Source organism: Kocuria sp. UBA1838 (genome assembly GCF_002338785.1).
GTDB classification, from domain to species: Bacteria; Actinomycetota; Actinomycetes; order Actinomycetales; family Micrococcaceae; genus Kocuria; species Kocuria marina.
Genome location: NZ_DDIY01000006.1, coordinates 212,818 through 228,354 on the forward strand (window position 1 = coordinate 212,818; position 15,537 = coordinate 228,354).

A 15,537-nucleotide genomic window follows, 5' to 3' on the forward strand; every position below is an offset into this window, starting at 1 on the left:
AACTAGCTGCCTTGAAACTAGGGGTTTTAGTCATTTTGTAACAATGATTGTATTGCCGTTGTGGGCTGAGATGGTGCCAAAAAGTGCCATCATACTGATTCTGCCAAATTTTAATAGAACTTGGCACCAGGTTGTGTCAAGTGCGGTACCAAGTTTACGCGGGGCTACCGGGGGGCGCAAGAGGGAAGGAGGGGGCAGTGGAACCTCTATCATTTTTGTCGGGCTACAAAAGTGATAGGGGTTGGTGGTTCTTGAGGCGGGAGCCAGGCGTCCCCTACCGACGGCAGTTGACCTCGATAATCTGTTTTATGGAATCAACCGCGACCTTGGCTAGCCACTCGAGCATTTCCCAGACTGCTACGGCGATGCGCACCCCCGATTTTACGTCGCCCATGAGGATCAAAACGAACTCAAAGAACTGGGGTGCCTGATGAGTGTAAAGCGTTCCTGCTTCGATCAACTCATCAATGAGGATTTGGATGGCCACAAAGTAGGGGATGCCATCAGCTTTCATGGCCGCCAGGAGGATAGTAAGCGCTTCGATGACCTCGGGGTCGCGGTGAACGGGCTGCTGGAAAAGTTTACGGGGCACTCAGTCATTTTATGGGGTGGTGCTGCGCCCACGGGTCCAACACCTCTTTAAATACTGAACGGAGCCTTCTCGACCATATCCTCTATGCCGGGGGATTTGATGACGACGCTGATGCCAAATTCATTCTTGCTGACGGCGGCCAGCTTGAATCGGTTCTTGGCTGCACATAGGTCAACGGAGGTTTCCGGGCGATCCAGATCAACCTTGCGAGTAGCGTCTAAGGCTTCATCTGTGCTGAGGCCGGTGCTGGCGGCGTAGTCAGCGGTGTAGGCACGAGAGTGGTCGTTGTCGAGGCAAGAGGGTGGGTGTTCGTTGCTGGTGCCCATGGTCGTTTCCTTCCGAATGGGTATGGGTCCGGTCCTCTAGTTATCGACCGCTAGTAGTCAAAATCAGCCATTCAGAAGGCAAAACGTCCCCAATCCCAGTGGACAAAAATCGCCGGAAGGTTAAACGGACAACCCCTATCACTTTCGTCGGGATACAAAATTGATAGGGGTTGTCATTGAAGGGTTATCGAGCCAGCCAGGCTCAGGCCATTATGCGCTGCTGGACCGCTACCAGCCGCTCAGCCAAATGCTCGGGGCTGAAAGGTGACCGGATGACGGTGACACGGCGGGGTAGTGGCAGGCAGCCGAGAACGGCCGATACAGCTTCCTCAGCACCCTATACACGCCTCCGCGTCCCACCACACACACTCGTATTCAACCGCCACGCGCTCAGACCACCGCCACGCCGCCGAGAGCGAGTTACTAAGTGACTCCTTGCTTACGCCACAAGGGGCACTGCCGAGAGCAACATGATCGGCAATAAGGACATCGATTATAGAGTCAGAAGGCCCGATTTGGGCGGTCATGAGGGTCCGCAGATCCGTGCTGGGGTTCCAGGTATTGGCCGCTGGCTACTAACGCGTAGACGTGTTCTGGTAGCTGTTGGTCCAGCCGTTGCGTGGACAGGACTGTATTTGCCTCGATCATCGCGCCCTCCTACTGGTCCTCTTTGGCTTCACCCTTTCTATCGACAGTTGAAAGTTTGGCGTGTGACCTACGACCTTGGATAGCAACTGTCTGGTTCAAAGCTCTGAACTCGCCCTGGACATGTGTAAAGAGGGCTGCCAGGGCGTCGCCCGACGCGTCTCTGTGAGCTACAAAATCAGCTTCCACGGCATCTAGGTCTGGGTTAGCAATATCCGTGTAAGAAAGGAATATGTTGTAGGCGGAAAGGGTGGTTTCGCCCACTTTTTCAAGCAAGTCGAGCACTACTGGGTCTGTGACAACGAGGAAGCATGGCTCTTGTGCTGCTTCGAAGCTAGAGAACAGGTCATGATGATTGGTGCTGATATACCGCTCATAACGGCGTCCCAAGTGAAGGTCGTTGCGGACTTCCAGCAAGTATTGGAGGATATCTGACTGAGCTTGCCCTATATTAACCAGAGCTTGATGAGCTGTGGTCCAGGACCATTGCTGATACTGAGCATCCAAGTTGCGATTATGAGACTCCCCATCACGCTTCGAACTGTGGAAGGCACCGAACAGCGCTATAGCGCCCGTCCATACCGCGCCTACCGCCGCACCTACCAGCGTTATGACTGCCGTCCAAGCGGCCTCGGGCACCCTGTCCAGCATAGCTTCTAGCCGGGGGCAATAGAATGGACATACCTTGATGCTATCCAACTAAGGAGCAAGGGACACTCCTTTACCTCCGAAAACAGTTCATCGGCTGGTGTGTGCGCCAGCCCTCAATCAGATTCCTGCCACTTTGACCTTTTGCGTGGTTTTCCCTTTGGCAGTTCCGAGTCCTTGGTCATGACTAGGATGTTACCGCTCACCAACTCCTCTAGTTCTGACCGCGTCGTGATAGAGGTATCAATCGCCGCTCTGACCTGACGCCCGAAAGTCCGTTTGCTCTCGCAGGTGGTCCCGTGGAAGTTGAATAGAAGATCGGCAACACGGTTGGTTTCATCCCGCAGCGCCAACGCCTTGTCTTTAATCTTTGGATTGGGGGTAACAAACGATAGACGGGACACCGCACCAGTAAATGGAACCGATAGACTGTAGTGCTCCGGTTTATCGTCCATGGCTGATGCGCCGTGCTCCTTGGTCCATTCATCGAACCTTGCTTCCGAGGCTTCTTTCTGGGTAGGTTTGACGCCCTTCACCGTGTAATGCCCCGTTATGAGCGCCGCGAGCGTGGAACCGAGAACGGTGAGGAAAATGGTCCAGACGGCCTCTGGAACTTGGGGGATGAGGTCCAGCACCTTGTGAAAGCCTGTGAGGGGAACGGTGAACATAAGCACACCTTAGCGCGCGAGGTGGCTGATATTATACACGTTGCTCGCCGTCCGAGTCATCTATTCGGCGTCTAGGCTGCCCCCACTTCTAATGGGTTATTTTATCGCTGAGAGCAAGTCATTCTGGACATGCTCGACCAGCCGATCTCGCGCCTGTTTACTGCTGCTCACCGCTGCCATAAATTGTGGAACAGTGGTTTCATGAGAATTTTGGAAAGGTAGATAAGTCAACCCAAGACCATGTGACCTTTCGAATGCGGCCTTGAAATCTTTCAGTAGATGTAATGTTTTTTTGTTAGATATAAGGATGCTGAACCGCGACAACTTGTTTCTGAGCTGATTTACTGAATCAATATACTGCTGGTGGGAGTCCTTAGAAGTTGACATGATTGTTGCGCTCGGCGAGTCGATTGGCATTTGATGGTTTGCGATTTTCCGGTGGAGGAAATCAATATCACCCATCAGCTCATATACATTGTTCCATGACCACTCATTGAATTTTTGGTTCTGTAGTTGTCGGTCTTTTATTATTCCGAAGGTTCCAGTGACGATCGCACCCAACAAGGTGCCGCCTATGGATATGAGAGCCACCCAAGCTTCCATGGGGAGCCGTGGGGTGTTCTGAGCGGTCTCGGCCAGCAGGGTCAGCATGGATCAATCCTAGTGGGGGGTTCGTGCTTGGCACCCTCCAGACCGCTCCTGGGGGGCCTGTTGTAACCAAGACTTTCAGGTCCTGACGCTGAGATTGGTCAACCAATCGGGGGGTGTATTGGGAAGGGCAGTGTGCGTCTTGACATTTATTAGCGTTTTCTAATTGTATTTAGCTTCAATGTCATAAATGTCCCTTGAGCCAATTTTACTAGTGCTATCCGCGCCTCGGTAGCTGAGTTAGTTGCGTCCTCGTATTTCTGGTTATCCTCCTCACTCAATTGCCAATTACCTTTAGGCATATCAACTACTATATCGCGCACGTGATTATTGCGCTCTCGAAGCGTTGCGACTTGATTTAGAATGTCTGTATTATTTGTAATGAGTTCCAGTCGTGAGCAATAGTTGTTGAATTTGTGAACTAGCTCTTTGTATTCCTTGAACTTATCGGTGTCGGTTCTGTGCGCTGCCCTGGATGTCTTTACGTAGCTGATTCGACACTGCGCCATTCGCCTGTGTGTGTCGTCTATATTGCTGAACACATCGTAAGCATGGTTCCAGATCCACTCCTCGTGACTGGATTTTCGGGCAGCTCTATGGGTCAGCCATATGCCCACCAGTCCGAGGATGCCCGTGATGAGCACGCCCGATAGGGTGCTGATGAGTGACCAGCCCCCTTCTGACGGGCCTGCTGGTTGATCACAAACTGCGGGTGTGGCCTTAACTAGGAGCAGTATCATGGGTCGAGGGTAGTCCCAATGAAGGGGTGGGGCTATACCTACTCTGGTAAACGAGCGGCATCCCGCACCGGTTGAGAACCTCGAGACCGGCTTCCAGAAATCAGCAATTTCTCTGAACCCTCCATCCACGTCACACTGTTGGGGAGCGATGAGGTTACCTGCTGCGGGGCAATCAGTAGCGAGATCCCCGTTAGAGGCCCGGAACTATCCACCGTTTATCTGGATATGAAGGCTCTGGTGGATTCCACCCAGGGCAAGGCTGCTCGATCGGTCATTAAGTTATCACTCAGCATGACTTCCAGCATCCAGTAACCTCGCTGAGTAATAGTCCCTGATGATCACCTCGTAGCACGTATCCCATGACCACTCAAAAACCGGGCATCCAGACTTGCTCGGTCGCGTCTAACCCAAACCGTCCATTGGGCAGCATCGATGCCTGTCCCCGCGGCGCTTACGGCGGCTCCGTTGAGCGTTTGCCACGCGCGTTCGGACATTGAGTCATGGAACGCATCGATGGCTACCAGCGTGAGTATTAGCATAGCTCGACCGTAAGGCAGTCTGGGATGTCGGTGGGGTCGTGCGGACGTATAAGGTGATCGTCGCGTTGGAGTTCGAGCCTAACGGGATATTGATTTATGTTTCCAAAAAATCTACCGTTTTGGATTCTTTGGGGCGACCGACAGTAAATTCCCCTGAACTAATCTGATGTGAGAGTCCCTTTCTTTGTTAGCTAACTCCTCGTCACGCCAGAATGCCGCCCTGTATTCCTTGCGCGATAGCGTTTCGGCTTTCGGGAACTTCTGAAGGCTTTTGCCCGCAGCACGGGTGCTGGTTCTGACTTTTTCAACCTGATCCAGCATTTGCTTTTCATTCGTCAAGATTACAAACCGGGAAATGGCATTTGCCAGGCTAGCCGAGAGGTTATAATAATCCGCTTCGGAGGTTCGATTAAAGGGGCCTTTTTTGAGCACGGATTCAAAAATCCGAACACGGTTCTGGCAAAGTCTCCGGTGGAGGCTGTCAATTTCGCCCAGAACTTGATAACAATTGTCCCACGTCCACTCCTCGTAGCGGCTCCGTTGATTGTCCCGATTCGACGTTCTGTTATTCAATAGTGTGAAGCCGCCAGCAAGCAGTCCTCCAAGCAAGACACTTCCAAGTGGAATAAGTGCTAACCAGGGATTCAGAGAGGGTTCGCTGGGGGTGGCTTGGGTCTCAGTTAATAGCATCATCTTGGATACAGGTTAGGCTTAAAGGGCTGTAAGAACCATACTTGGTGACTGATAATCAACGACCAGCATCGGTAAGGTAGCCTATGGAACCGTGCTTGCGAACGGCACTGTAGGTCGTGTTCATGCTGCTTGTAGGGCTGGTCTGAATAGCGTGGAGGCCTGTAGAAATAAGGGAATGGCATCGTTCACACCGGGATACTCCATCGAAACCGACTCGAAGCCGGTGAGCGTGGTGTTCCATCGGGACTGTTGTACGGATAGGTGACATCTGATCTGGCTTGCCCACCGGGCGGCCTGGAAGGTTGTGCACCATGCCCGCTCCCTATCCCCAGGAGTTCCGCGACGATGTCGTGCGGCTGGCCCGGACTCGTGAGGACGGCGTCACCATCGCGCAGATCGCGAAGGACTTCGGCGTCCACGAGATGACGCTCCGCACGTGGATCCGCCAAGCTGACATCGACGACGGCAGCCGCCCCGGCCGCAGCCGTGAGGAGTCGACGGAAATGCGCGATGCGAGGAAGCGGATCCGCCTGCTCGAGCAGGAGAACGAGGTCCTCCGCCGCGCAGCCGCCTATCTCTCCCAGGCGAATCTGCCCGGGAAAAGGCTCTTCCCCCGCAAGCGGGAGGTGCCCCCACCGCTCGTGAGCGAGCTCGCCGCCGATGGAATCCCCGTCGCGACGACCCTGCGCTCGGCTACCGATTCCTCGCAGATGAAGCCGCCATCGCTGGCGAGGTGATGAGCCAACGAGCAGCGTGGAAGATCTGTCGGGACAACCAGTGGTGGTCGGTCTTCGGCAAGAAGCGCGGTAAGAACGGTAAGAGCCCCGGACCCCCGGTCCACGACGACCTGGTCCGGCGCGACGTCACCGCGGATGACGTCAACGAGCTCTGGCTTACCGACATCACTGAGCACTGGACCGACGAGGGCAAGCTCTACCTCTGCGCCATCAAGGACGCGTTCTCCGGTCGTATCCTCGGCTACTCCATAGACTCCCGGATGAAGGCTCGCCTGGCGGTGAACGCCCTGAACAACGCTGCTTCGCGGCGTGGCGACGTGGCTGGTTGCATCGTGCATTCGGACCGCGGATCCCAGGGCGAATTCAATTGGTCGTCGCAACACCTTGTTCAGGAGGTGTTAGATGGTTCGTCGTCAGCACGCCGCGGACAGGGCGATTCGGCCGAAGCTCCGCTCGCCGGGGCATCCGAGGTTCCAGAAGCTCGTCGAGGCGGCGTTCTGGGGCGAGATCGCGAAGGGTCTGCTTGCGGAGGAAGCGGCAGGGGTTGTCGGCGTGGCGCCCTCGGTCGGCGCGAGATGGTTCCGACACGCTGGCGGCATGGCGCCGTTCGACATTACCCAGCAGTCATCGGGTCGCTACCTCTCGTTCGTTGAGCGCGAGGAGATCGCGATTCTCAAGGAGAAGGGCAAAGGCGTTCGCGAGATCGCCCGCGCGATCGGTCGTGATGCCGGGACGATCTGTTGTGAGCTGCGGTCCAACGCGGCCACGCGGGGCGGGAAGCTGGAGTATCGGGCGTCGGTCGCGCAGTGGAAGGCGGACATGGCCGCGAAGCGACCGAAGGTTGCGAAGCTCATCGCGGACCCGAGACTGCACGCGTATGTCGCCGATCGCTTGTCGGGGAAGATCACCCGCCCCGGTGGCACGATCGTCACCGGTCCCGAGCCGCCGCGGTTCACCGGCAGAGGCAAGCCGCATTGGAAGGACAGGGCATGGTCGTGGGCTTGGAGTCCAGAGCAGATCTCGCATCGGTTGAGGATCGATTTCCCGGATGATGAGTCCATGCGCATCAGTCCGGAGGCGATCTATCAGTCGCTCTATATTGAGGGTCGTGGCGCGCTGAGGCGCGAGCTCGTCTGGAACCTCCGCGCGGGCCGGGCGTTGCGCGTCCCGAGGGAGCGGTCGCGGCGGAAGACCTGGGCGCACGTGACGCCGGAGACGCTCCTCAGCGAGCGCCCGGCGGAAGCCGCAGATCGTGCTGTTCCGGGGCATTGGGAGGGTAATTTGCTGATCGGGTTGGAGCGTTCCGCGGTCGGCACGGTCGTCGAGCGCAAGACCCGTTTCACGTTGCTCGTCCATCTCCCTCGGGAAGAGGGATACCGGCACAAGGCGACACCGAAGAACGGGCCGGCGTTGGCCGGCTACGGCGCGATCACGATGAAAAACGCCCTGGCGAACACGATGTCGACGCTGCCGGCGCAGCTGGCACGGTCGTTGACCTGGGACCGCGGCAAAGAGATGTCGGCGCATGCGCAGTTCCGCGTCGAGACGGGCATCCCCGTGTTCTTCACATACCCACAGTCGCCCTGGCAACGCGGCACGAACGAGAACACCAACGGGTTACTGCGCCAGTATTTCCCGAAGGGCACCGACCTGTCCCGTTGGAGCGCCGAAGATATCGAAGCCGTCGCATTCGCGCTGAACGCTCGTCCCCGGAAGTCGCTGGGCTGGAGGACTCCGGCGGAGGCCTTCAACGAGCAGCTACTGTTGCTCCAACAGTCCGGTGTTGCATCGACTGGTTGAGCCCGGTCAATTCCGAAGCAGGAAGATGCTCCGCGCGCTAGGCTGCCACAGCTTGGTCGGATCGATGGGACGGGTCGGCGCGGCCGGTGATAATGCCGCGATGGAGAGCTTCTTCGCGTTGCTGCAGAACAATGTGCTGGACCGCCGCCCCTGGGCCACCCGGCAGGAGTTGCGGATCGCGATCGTCACCTGGATCGAACGGACCTATCATCGACGCCGCCGACAGGCCCGCCTGGGCCGATTGACCCCCATCGAATACGAGACCATCATGAACCCAGCCGTGAGCCTCGCTGCCTAACACCACGACTGTCACCTAAACGTGCATCAGTCCCTACTGTCAGCTCAGATGCGTGCTGGGGGCTGAATTCGCACGGCGGCAAGGCGAAGTTCTGGGGATGTATTGGAAGGCCATCCACCTTTACGCCAAGACGCCATATTTCGACGTGGAAACCCACCTCGTGCCGCACAGATGGCTCCATGGTTGCGGGGAAGGGCAGCGAACCCCGCAGGGGATCAACTTTCCCTGTCACGAAAAACAGGGGCGGTCTTGCCCTAACAGGCACAGTGGCGGGTTACGTGTCATGGAAGGCACCAAAACGGGTCCGGAGCAGGTCGTTCGCATGCCCATTACGAAGGCACTGGCTACGGCATTCCGGGCGCACAAAGCTGCGCATGACAAGGAGTTGGCTGCCGCCAAAAAAGCTCGTCGCTTCGACCCCCTGAAATCTGAACACGAGGGTCTAGTCATCACGCGACCTAAGACTGGCGGGGCACTGTCACCCACAAACGACAACAAGGCGTTTGTGAGACTCCTGCGGGAAGCGGAAATTACGCGGCATTACCGCGTCTATGACCTGCGACATACGTCCATTACACGCATGATCTAGGCGACAGATGGCAACTTGCCAGTAGCTCAAAAACTGGCCGGGCACCGCTCGTTCACTATCACCATGAAATACACCCATCCAGACCTCAGCGACCTCGCCGCCGCCCTGAACTCAATGGAGCAGGACGACGGCGAGGGAGCGCTGGAGTAGGTGGTTTGCTGGTTTAAAGGTAGTGCCAAATGATGCCAATACCCACCGACGCGGACCGTCACGGGCCGACAATGATTTCGAGAGCAATAATTAGCCCCACTTATTAACCCTAGTCAGAGCCACAATAGCGATTTTAGAAAAACCCCTGCGGGGTCTCGGTGTAGCTCACGAGCATGTTCTTGGTCTGCTGGTAGTGGTCGAGCATCATGAGGTGGTTCTCCCTGCCGATGCCCGAGGACTTGTAGCCGCCGAACGCGGAGTGCGCGGGGTAGCTGTGGTACTGGTTCACCCACACGCGGCCGGACTGGATGGCCCTGCCGGCGCGGTAGGCGGTGTTACCGCTACGAGCCCACACACCGGCGCCCAGACCGTAGAGGGTGTCGTTGGCGATCGAGATAGCGTCGTCGTACGAGCCGAACTTCGCCACCGAGAGCACCGGACCGAAGATCTCCTCCTGGAAGATGCGCATGTCGTTGGTGCCCTCGAACACGGTGGGCTGCACGTAGTAGCCGCCAGCGAGGTCGCCCTCGAGCTCCGCACGCTCGCCGCCGATGAGAACCTTCGCTCCCTCCTTCTTGCCGATGTCCAGGTAGGACAGGATCTTCTCGAGCTGGTCCGTGGAGGCCTGCGCGCCGATCATGGTGTCGGTGTCGAGCGGGTTGCCGGCGGTGATGCGAGAGACGCGCTCGACCCCGTCCGCGAGGAACTGGTCGTACATCGATTCCTGGATCAGCGCGCGCGACGGGCACGTGCAGATCTCACCCTGGTTCAGAGCGAAGAACGCGAAGCCTTCCAGGGCCTTGTCGTAGAAGCCGTCCTTCTGCTGGGCGACGTCCTCGAAGAAGATGTTGGGCGACTTGCCCCCGAGTTCCAGGGTCACCGGGATGATGTTCTCGGACGCGTACTGCATGATGAGTCGGCCCGTGGTGGTCTCACCGGTGAACGCGATCTTGCGAATGCGCTTGTTGGACGCGAGCGGCTTGCCGCACTCCACGCCGAAGCCGTTGACGATGTTGACCACGCCGTCCGGGATCAGGTCTTGGATCAGCTCCATGAGCACCAGGATGGACGCCGGGGTCTGCTCGGCGGGCTTGAGCACCACGCAGTTGCCGGCGGCGAGCGCCGGGGCGAGCTTCCACACGGCCATGAGGATGGGGAAGTTCCAGGGGATGATCTGGCCGACGACGCCGAGGGGCTCGTGGAAGTGGTACGCCACGGTGTCCTCGTCCAGCTGGGACAGCCGCCCTTCCTGCGCGCGGATCGCACCGGCGAAGTAGCGGAAGTGGTCGATGGCCAGGGGGATGTCCGCGTTGAGCGTCTCGCGCACGGGCTTGCCGTTGTCCCAGGTTTCTGCGACCGCGATCACCTCGAGGTTCTCCTCCATGCGGTCCGCGATCCTGTTGAGCATGAGCGCTCGCTGCGCGGGCGTAGAGGCGTTCCACGACGGCGCTGCGGCCCACGCGGCGTCGAGTGCGGCCTCGATGTCTTCGGCCGTTCCCCGGCCGACCTCGGTGAACGCCTTGCCCGTGACGGGGGTGACGTCCTCGAAGTACTGCCCCTTGACCGGGGGCACCCACGCGCCGCCGATGAAGTGTTCGTAACGGGATTTGAAGCTGACGACGGATCCGTCCGTGCCGGGCTGGGTGTACACGCTCATGGCGACCATCCTGTTGTCCGAAAGTGAGGTGCACCACACTATAGCCAGGCCCCTGACATCATGACAGGCACCCGCATGCCCCCTCATGCGTACACAATGTGCACACGCAACGGGGCGGCCCGGGAGAACCCGGACTGCCCCGTTCACAGAAAGTGCCGGTGGTCGGTGGCGCCTACTCGGTGCGTTGCCCGTCCGACGGCGCGGCGGGAGCGTACGCGTGCGAACCCTGCTCACCGGAGTGGGCGGGCTGCTCCATGAGGGCGGCGTCGTCCTTGAACGGCTCACCCGAACGCGGGGCGTCGTAGAGCCGGGTGTCCAGGATGCCTTCGCGCTTGGAGACGATCGTGGCCACGAGGGCCTGACCGGTGACGTTCAGGGCGGTGCGGCCCATGTCCAGGATCGGGTCCACGGCGAGCAGCAGGCCCACGCCGTCGAGCGGCAAGCCCAGCGTGGACAGCGTCAGGGTCAGCATGACCGTGGCACCGGTGGTGCCGGCGGTCGCGGCGGAACCCAGGACGGAGACCAGCGCGATCAGCACGAAGTGCATGGGGGTCAGGGGCACGCCGTAGAACTGCGCGACGAAGATCGCGGCGATCGCCGGGTAGACCGCGGCGCAACCGTCCATCTTGGTGGTCGCACCCAGCGGGATCGCGAAGGACGCGTAGTGCCCTGGGACACCCAGGTTGCGCTCGCTCACGCGCTGCGTCATGGGCATGGTGCCCAGGGACGAACGGGAGACGAAGCCCAGCTGCATGGCGGGCCACACGCCCGAGAAGAACTGCTTGACGGACAGCCCGTTGAGCTTGATCAACAGGGGGTAGACCACGAAGGCCACGAGCAGCAGGCCCACGTAAACCGTGATCACGAACTTCACGAGCGAACCCATGGAGGTCCAGCCGTACTCGAACACGGCGCGGCCGATGAGCCCCAGGGTGCCCAGGGGAGCCAGGCGGATGATCCACCACACGACCTTCTGCATGATGGCCAGCGCGGACTGCATGAAGGTCAGGAACGGCTCGGCGGCCTTGCCGACCTTCAGCGCCGCGATGCCGATCACGAGCGAGACCACCAGGATCTGCAGGATGTTGAAGTTCACGGCGGTGGTCACGGTCTCCGGATCCACGACCTTGGAGCTGGTCTCCAGACCCAGGAAGTTCACGGGGATCAGGCCCTTGAGGAACCCGAGCCACGAGCCCTCGCTGCCGGAATACGTGCCGGGCTGTTCCTGGCCGGTGCCCACACCGGGCTGCGCGATGACACCGAGCAGCATGCCGATCACCACAGCGATCAACGCGGTGATGGCGAACCACAACAGGGTCTTCCATGCGAGGCGCGCGGCGTTGGAGACGTCACGCAGGTTGGCGATGGAGGAGATCACGGCCGTGACCACGAGCGGGACCACGGCGGCCTTGAGGATGGTGACGTAGCTCGTGCCGATCGTGTCCAACGTGGTCATGAGCCAGTTGGGGTTCTCCTCGGGGTCGCCACCCATGGCAGCGGCCAGCGATCCGAGGAGAAGACCCAAAATCAGAGCGATCAGGATCTGCCACCCGAACGACGTCATCCACCGCGGGAGACGGCGAGTACTTTCTGCGGAATTCATGCGCCCAGGATAGGCCCGGGTATCTTAAACGGCACGGGTCACATGACGAAATATGACAGCGCGACACGGGAATAAAATTCCGCACCCTGAAGAATCCCTGAGAATCCGCCGCCTAGAGGGCCAAGGCGTACGAGAGTGTGTCCAATCCCACGGAGCCCAGGCGCAGTGCGCGGGCATGAAACTGCTTGAGGTCGAAGTCCGCTCCCTCGCGCGCCATGGCCTGCTGCCGGGCGTCGAGCCACATCTGCTGGCCGATTCGGTAGGACGGCGCCTGACCCGGCCATCCCATGTAGCGCAACCATTCGAAGCGCAGCACGGAATCGGCCATCGCTACGTTGTGGCGCAGGAACGCCCAACCGTCGTCGGAGGTCCAGGTCTCACCCGCGCGCGCGCCGCCCAGCAGGTCCCCGAGCACCTCCGGGATCTCGAAGCCGCAGTGGAATCCCACGTCGAAGATCACGCGCACCGTCCGCAGGCGCTGCGAGTCGAGCATGCCCATCCGATCCCCGGGGTCGTCCAAGAAGCCCAGCTCGGCCATGAGTCGCTCGGCGTACAACGCCCAGCCCTCGCCGTGACCGGAGACCCAGATGCCCATCCGGCGCCACCTGTTGAGCTCACCCGCGTTCGCCATGGCTGTGGCGATCTGCAGGTGATGACCGGGGACACCCTCGTGATAGACCGTGGTGGTCTCCTCCCACGTGGCGTGCTGGGAGACGTTCTCGGGGACGGACCACCACATGCGCCCGGGCCGGGTGAAATCACCGCTCGGGGGCGTGTAGTAGATGACGCCGTCGTGCGTGGGGGCGATCCGGCACTCGAGTTCGCGCATGGGCTCGGTGATCTCGAAGTGGGTGTCCGCGAGGGTGTCCAGTGCGGCGTCCGATAGCCGCTGCATCCAGGCCTGCAGCTCCTCGGGGGAGTGCAGTTGCCGTGCGGGGTCCGCGGTGAGGGCGGCCATGGCCTCGGGGATACTCGCTCCCGGCTGGATCTGCTCCGCGATCCGGCGCTGTTCGGCATCCAGCTCGAGCAGTTGCTGCACCGCCCAGTCGTAGACCTCGCGCGGATCCAGCCGGGCGCCCAGGAACGAGGCGAGGTGCAACCGGTAGTCGTCAATCCCGCACGCGTCCGATTCCCGCGCACCGGGGGCGAACTCCTCGCGCAGTGCCCGGGCGACGCCGCGGTACGCCTCGCGCGCAGCGTCCGCGGCGCGGCGCAGCTCCTCGCGAACGCCCTCCGGCGCGGCGGGGTCGTTCGTGAGCATCGCGAAGGAGCCCTCGTTCGACGCGTACTGCTCCGCCTGCTGGGAGGCCTCCACGATCTGCGGGGCAGACGGCGGGCGGTCCAGTTCCACGGCCTCGCGCAGGCCCTCGAGGTACTGCCCCAGGGCCGCGGGGATATTGGCCATCCGGCCGGCGATGTGCTTCCACTCCTGCTCCGTGTCCCGCGGCATGGCGTCCAGGATCTGCCGGATCTCCTGCACCGGGGACGCGATGTTGCTGACCACGGACACGTCCAGGTTCGCCTCGTGGCGGTCCAGCTGCAGGCGCAGCTCGTCGCGCAGCGCGTGCAGCGTCACGCGGTCCACGTCGTCCTGGGGCTCCGCCCGCTCGACGAGCTCGAGCGTGGTGCGGGCCAGTTCCGCGGCGGCCGCGCGGCCCGCAGGCCCGTAGTCCGGGTAGTCGGTCTCGTGGCCGGGAATGCCGTTGAACGTGGCGGCGCTGGGATCCAGGGCCATGCAATGGTCGAAGTAGGTTTCTGCGAGGGTGTCCACGGCGGTCGCGGAGCGGTGCGTGGTGCCCAGGGGTGCCAGGGGTTCGCGGCTCTGCGGGGTGGAGTCGATGTGCGTCACAGAGTGTCACCCTAGTCACGCTCCGGCCGCCGGCAAGCACCCTGGCGAGTCCGACACGCCCGGGCGGTGTGCGCTCGCACGTCGGCGCTGTCGCAATTCGGCGCGGCGACGGCGCGGTTCCCTCGGCACCGGGGAGCGCGCCGGTGTACTCACCGGTGTGGCCGCCGCGAAGCACCGGGGCCGCGAGTTCAGCCCGCGAATCGTTCCTCGAGTTCCGCGAGCAGCTCGAGCACTGCGTCCGTACCCGCGACCGGGCCGCCGGCGAGCAGCCCATCCGCACCGAGCACGACGACCCACGGGGTACCGGGGTGCTCGAACATGGCGCTCACCTCGTGCTCGCGGTCCACCAAACACGCTGCACGCAGGCTAGGAGGGAGCAGATCTCGGTCCTCCTCGCGGGCCACCACGGCGTGCACCGCGACCGGCCCCAGGTGGTCGGGCATCCCCGCCGCACGGTCGATCGCGGGGGCGCATGCCCCGCACGAAGGACTCACGTGGACCAGTGCGCGCGCCACGGTGGCGGCCAGGCCACGCAGGGTCAACGGGTTACCGACGGCGTCCGTGAGCCCCGCGTAGGGAATGGGCAAACGCACGTAGACATCGGGTTCTTCGGGGGCTTTGGAAATGCCGGCCGGTCGAGGGGCTGCGGAGCCTCCCGCGGGTCGAGGCGCGACGGCGCCGGGGACCGCACCCGCCGGTGGGCCCGCCTGCGCGGGGACCGGAGTACCCGCCGTGGGCGCGTAGGCGGGCACAGCGGCGTCGTCGTGCGAGGAACCCGGCAGCGGCGGGATCCCGGCGAGCGCGTGCGGGTCACCGGCGCGGGACGGACCCGGGCGTTCGCTCCACAGGCTCACGAGCATGAGTCCCACGGGGATCGCGACCGCCATGACGACCCACCACGGGACGTCCAGGACCGGTCCGTCGTAACCGCCCACGGTGACGAGCAGCAGGGCCAGGGCGGCCACGATCATGAAGGCGAGGTTGCGCACCACGGTCCGCCTGGACACCGGGGCGCGGGACAGAGAGCCGAAGCACCCGCACGAGGCGGGATCCGACTGCCGGGTGCCGCGGAACACCGCGGCCGTGAACACCGAAAACAGCACCGTGGCGGCGGAGGCCGCGGCCCACAGCACCACCCCGGAGGCCAGCAGGAGCGCGATCGCCAGGACCAGTTCGAGCCACGGCAGGACACCCTGTAGCCAGCGCGCCGTGAGGGGCGTGGGCAGGGACGTCAGCAGGGACGGGCCGGTGGAGGGGGAGACGAGCTTGGCCACCCCGCTGATCAGCAGCACGAGGGCGAGTGAACCCAGGGAGGACGAGGAGATGACAGCCACGGAAACATTATCCATTTCGAT

Annotated in this window: 14 protein-coding genes and 2 pseudogenes; 5 read left to right on the forward strand and 11 right to left on the reverse strand. The window is 61.2% G+C overall.

Features of this window, described 5'->3' with window-relative positions; translation table 11 throughout:
* Positions 1–274: 274 nt before the first annotated feature.
* From B3I25_RS04200 to B3I25_RS04230, 7 genes are all read right to left on the reverse strand, one after another.
* Complete coding sequence (locus B3I25_RS04200; RefSeq protein WP_286737909.1) at positions 275–592, reverse strand: hypothetical protein; 318 nt, start codon at positions 590–592, stop codon at positions 275–277.
* Between the two features lie 47 nt (positions 593–639).
* Positions 640–918: a hypothetical protein gene (locus B3I25_RS04205; protein ID WP_286737911.1), complete on the reverse strand. Its 279-nt coding sequence runs from the start codon at positions 916–918 to the stop codon at positions 640–642.
* A gap of 657 nt (positions 919–1,575) precedes the next feature.
* Positions 1,576–2,202, reverse strand: a complete 627-nt coding sequence (locus B3I25_RS04210) for a hypothetical protein (protein ID WP_286737913.1) — start codon at positions 2,200–2,202, stop codon at positions 1,576–1,578.
* A gap of 125 nt (positions 2,203–2,327) precedes the next feature.
* The gene (locus B3I25_RS04215; RefSeq protein ID WP_286737915.1) at positions 2,328–2,879 is read right to left on the reverse strand and encodes a hypothetical protein; all 552 of its coding nucleotides are present in this window, start codon (positions 2,877–2,879) and stop codon (positions 2,328–2,330) included.
* 96 nt (positions 2,880–2,975) lie between these two features.
* Positions 2,976–3,530: a hypothetical protein gene (locus B3I25_RS04220; RefSeq protein WP_286737916.1), complete on the reverse strand. Its 555-nt coding sequence runs from the start codon at positions 3,528–3,530 to the stop codon at positions 2,976–2,978.
* Positions 3,531–3,679: 149 nt separating this feature from the next.
* Positions 3,680–4,267: a hypothetical protein gene (locus B3I25_RS04225; protein WP_286737917.1), complete on the reverse strand. Its 588-nt coding sequence runs from the start codon at positions 4,265–4,267 to the stop codon at positions 3,680–3,682.
* Between the two features lie 650 nt (positions 4,268–4,917).
* Positions 4,918–5,499, reverse strand: a complete 582-nt coding sequence (locus B3I25_RS04230) for a hypothetical protein (RefSeq protein WP_286737918.1) — start codon at positions 5,497–5,499, stop codon at positions 4,918–4,920.
* Between the two features lie 311 nt (positions 5,500–5,810).
* Here B3I25_RS04230 and B3I25_RS04235 point away from each other — a divergent pair, with 311 nt between their 5' ends.
* The 5 genes and pseudogenes from B3I25_RS04235 to B3I25_RS04250 all read left to right on the forward strand — a co-directional run bounded on the left by B3I25_RS04235 (position 5,811) and on the right by B3I25_RS04250 (position 9,073).
* Positions 5,811–6,236 carry a transposase gene (locus B3I25_RS04235; protein WP_286737919.1) on the forward strand — a complete coding sequence of 142 codons (426 nt, stop codon included), beginning with the start codon at positions 5,811–5,813 and terminating at the stop codon, positions 6,234–6,236.
* Positions 6,236–6,580 (forward strand): annotated as a pseudogene (locus B3I25_RS12455) (DDE-type integrase/transposase/recombinase); the annotation flags it as partial. The gene B3I25_RS04235 and the pseudogene B3I25_RS12455, both read left to right, overlap by 1 nt.
* Positions 6,581–6,638: 58 nt before the next feature.
* A complete protein-coding gene (locus B3I25_RS04240) occupies positions 6,639–8,036 on the forward strand; it encodes an IS30 family transposase (protein WP_286737920.1) in 1,398 nt (465 codons plus the stop codon).
* A 7-nt stretch (positions 8,037–8,043) separates the two neighbouring features.
* A pseudogene (locus B3I25_RS04245) lies at positions 8,044–8,334 on the forward strand (integrase core domain-containing protein); the annotation flags it as partial.
* A 604-nt stretch (positions 8,335–8,938) separates the two neighbouring features.
* On the forward strand, positions 8,939–9,073 hold the full coding sequence (locus tag B3I25_RS04250; RefSeq protein WP_286737921.1) for a hypothetical protein: 135 nt from the start codon (positions 8,939–8,941) through the stop codon (positions 9,071–9,073).
* A 133-nt stretch (positions 9,074–9,206) separates the two neighbouring features.
* On the opposite strand, the gene B3I25_RS04255 is transcribed toward B3I25_RS04250, so the two are convergent.
* From B3I25_RS04255 to B3I25_RS04270, 4 genes are all read right to left on the reverse strand, one after another.
* On the reverse strand, positions 9,207–10,730 hold the full coding sequence (locus tag B3I25_RS04255; RefSeq protein ID WP_286737922.1) for an aldehyde dehydrogenase family protein: 1,524 nt from the start codon (positions 10,728–10,730) through the stop codon (positions 9,207–9,209).
* A 172-nt stretch (positions 10,731–10,902) separates the two neighbouring features.
* Complete coding sequence (locus tag B3I25_RS04260) at positions 10,903–12,333, reverse strand: dicarboxylate/amino acid:cation symporter (RefSeq protein ID WP_064846903.1); 1,431 nt, start codon at positions 12,331–12,333, stop codon at positions 10,903–10,905.
* Between the two features lie 112 nt (positions 12,334–12,445).
* A complete protein-coding gene (locus tag B3I25_RS04265) occupies positions 12,446–14,173 on the reverse strand; it encodes a DUF885 domain-containing protein (RefSeq protein WP_414672688.1) in 1,728 nt (575 codons plus the stop codon).
* A 197-nt stretch (positions 14,174–14,370) separates the two neighbouring features.
* On the reverse strand, positions 14,371–15,516 hold the full coding sequence (locus B3I25_RS04270; protein WP_286737925.1) for a MauE/DoxX family redox-associated membrane protein: 1,146 nt from the start codon (positions 15,514–15,516) through the stop codon (positions 14,371–14,373).
* Between the last annotated feature and the right edge of the window lie 21 nt (positions 15,517–15,537).

Bases quoted from the DNA above. Each gene is read 5' to 3' on its own strand.
- B3I25_RS04205 (WP_286737911.1), bottom strand. From the start codon at position 918: ATGGGCACCAGCAACGAACACCCACCCTCTTGCCTCGACAACGACCAC.
- B3I25_RS04215 (WP_286737915.1), bottom strand. From the start codon at position 2,879: ATGTTCACCGTTCCCCTCACAGGCTTTCACAAGGTGCTGGACCTCATC.
- B3I25_RS04220 (WP_286737916.1), bottom strand. From the start codon at position 3,530: ATGCTGACCCTGCTGGCCGAGACCGCTCAGAACACCCCACGGCTCCCC.
- B3I25_RS04225 (WP_286737917.1), bottom strand. From the start codon at position 4,267: ATGATACTGCTCCTAGTTAAGGCCACACCCGCAGTTTGTGATCAACCA.
- B3I25_RS04230 (WP_286737918.1), bottom strand. From the start codon at position 5,499: ATGATGCTATTAACTGAGACCCAAGCCACCCCCAGCGAACCCTCTCTG.
- B3I25_RS04235 (WP_286737919.1), top strand. From the start codon at position 5,811: ATGCCCGCTCCCTATCCCCAGGAGTTCCGCGACGATGTCGTGCGGCTG.
- B3I25_RS04240 (WP_286737920.1), top strand. From the start codon at position 6,639: ATGGTTCGTCGTCAGCACGCCGCGGACAGGGCGATTCGGCCGAAGCTC.
- B3I25_RS04255 (WP_286737922.1), bottom strand. From the start codon at position 10,730: ATGAGCGTGTACACCCAGCCCGGCACGGACGGATCCGTCGTCAGCTTC.
- B3I25_RS04260 (WP_064846903.1), bottom strand. From the start codon at position 12,333: ATGAATTCCGCAGAAAGTACTCGCCGTCTCCCGCGGTGGATGACGTCG.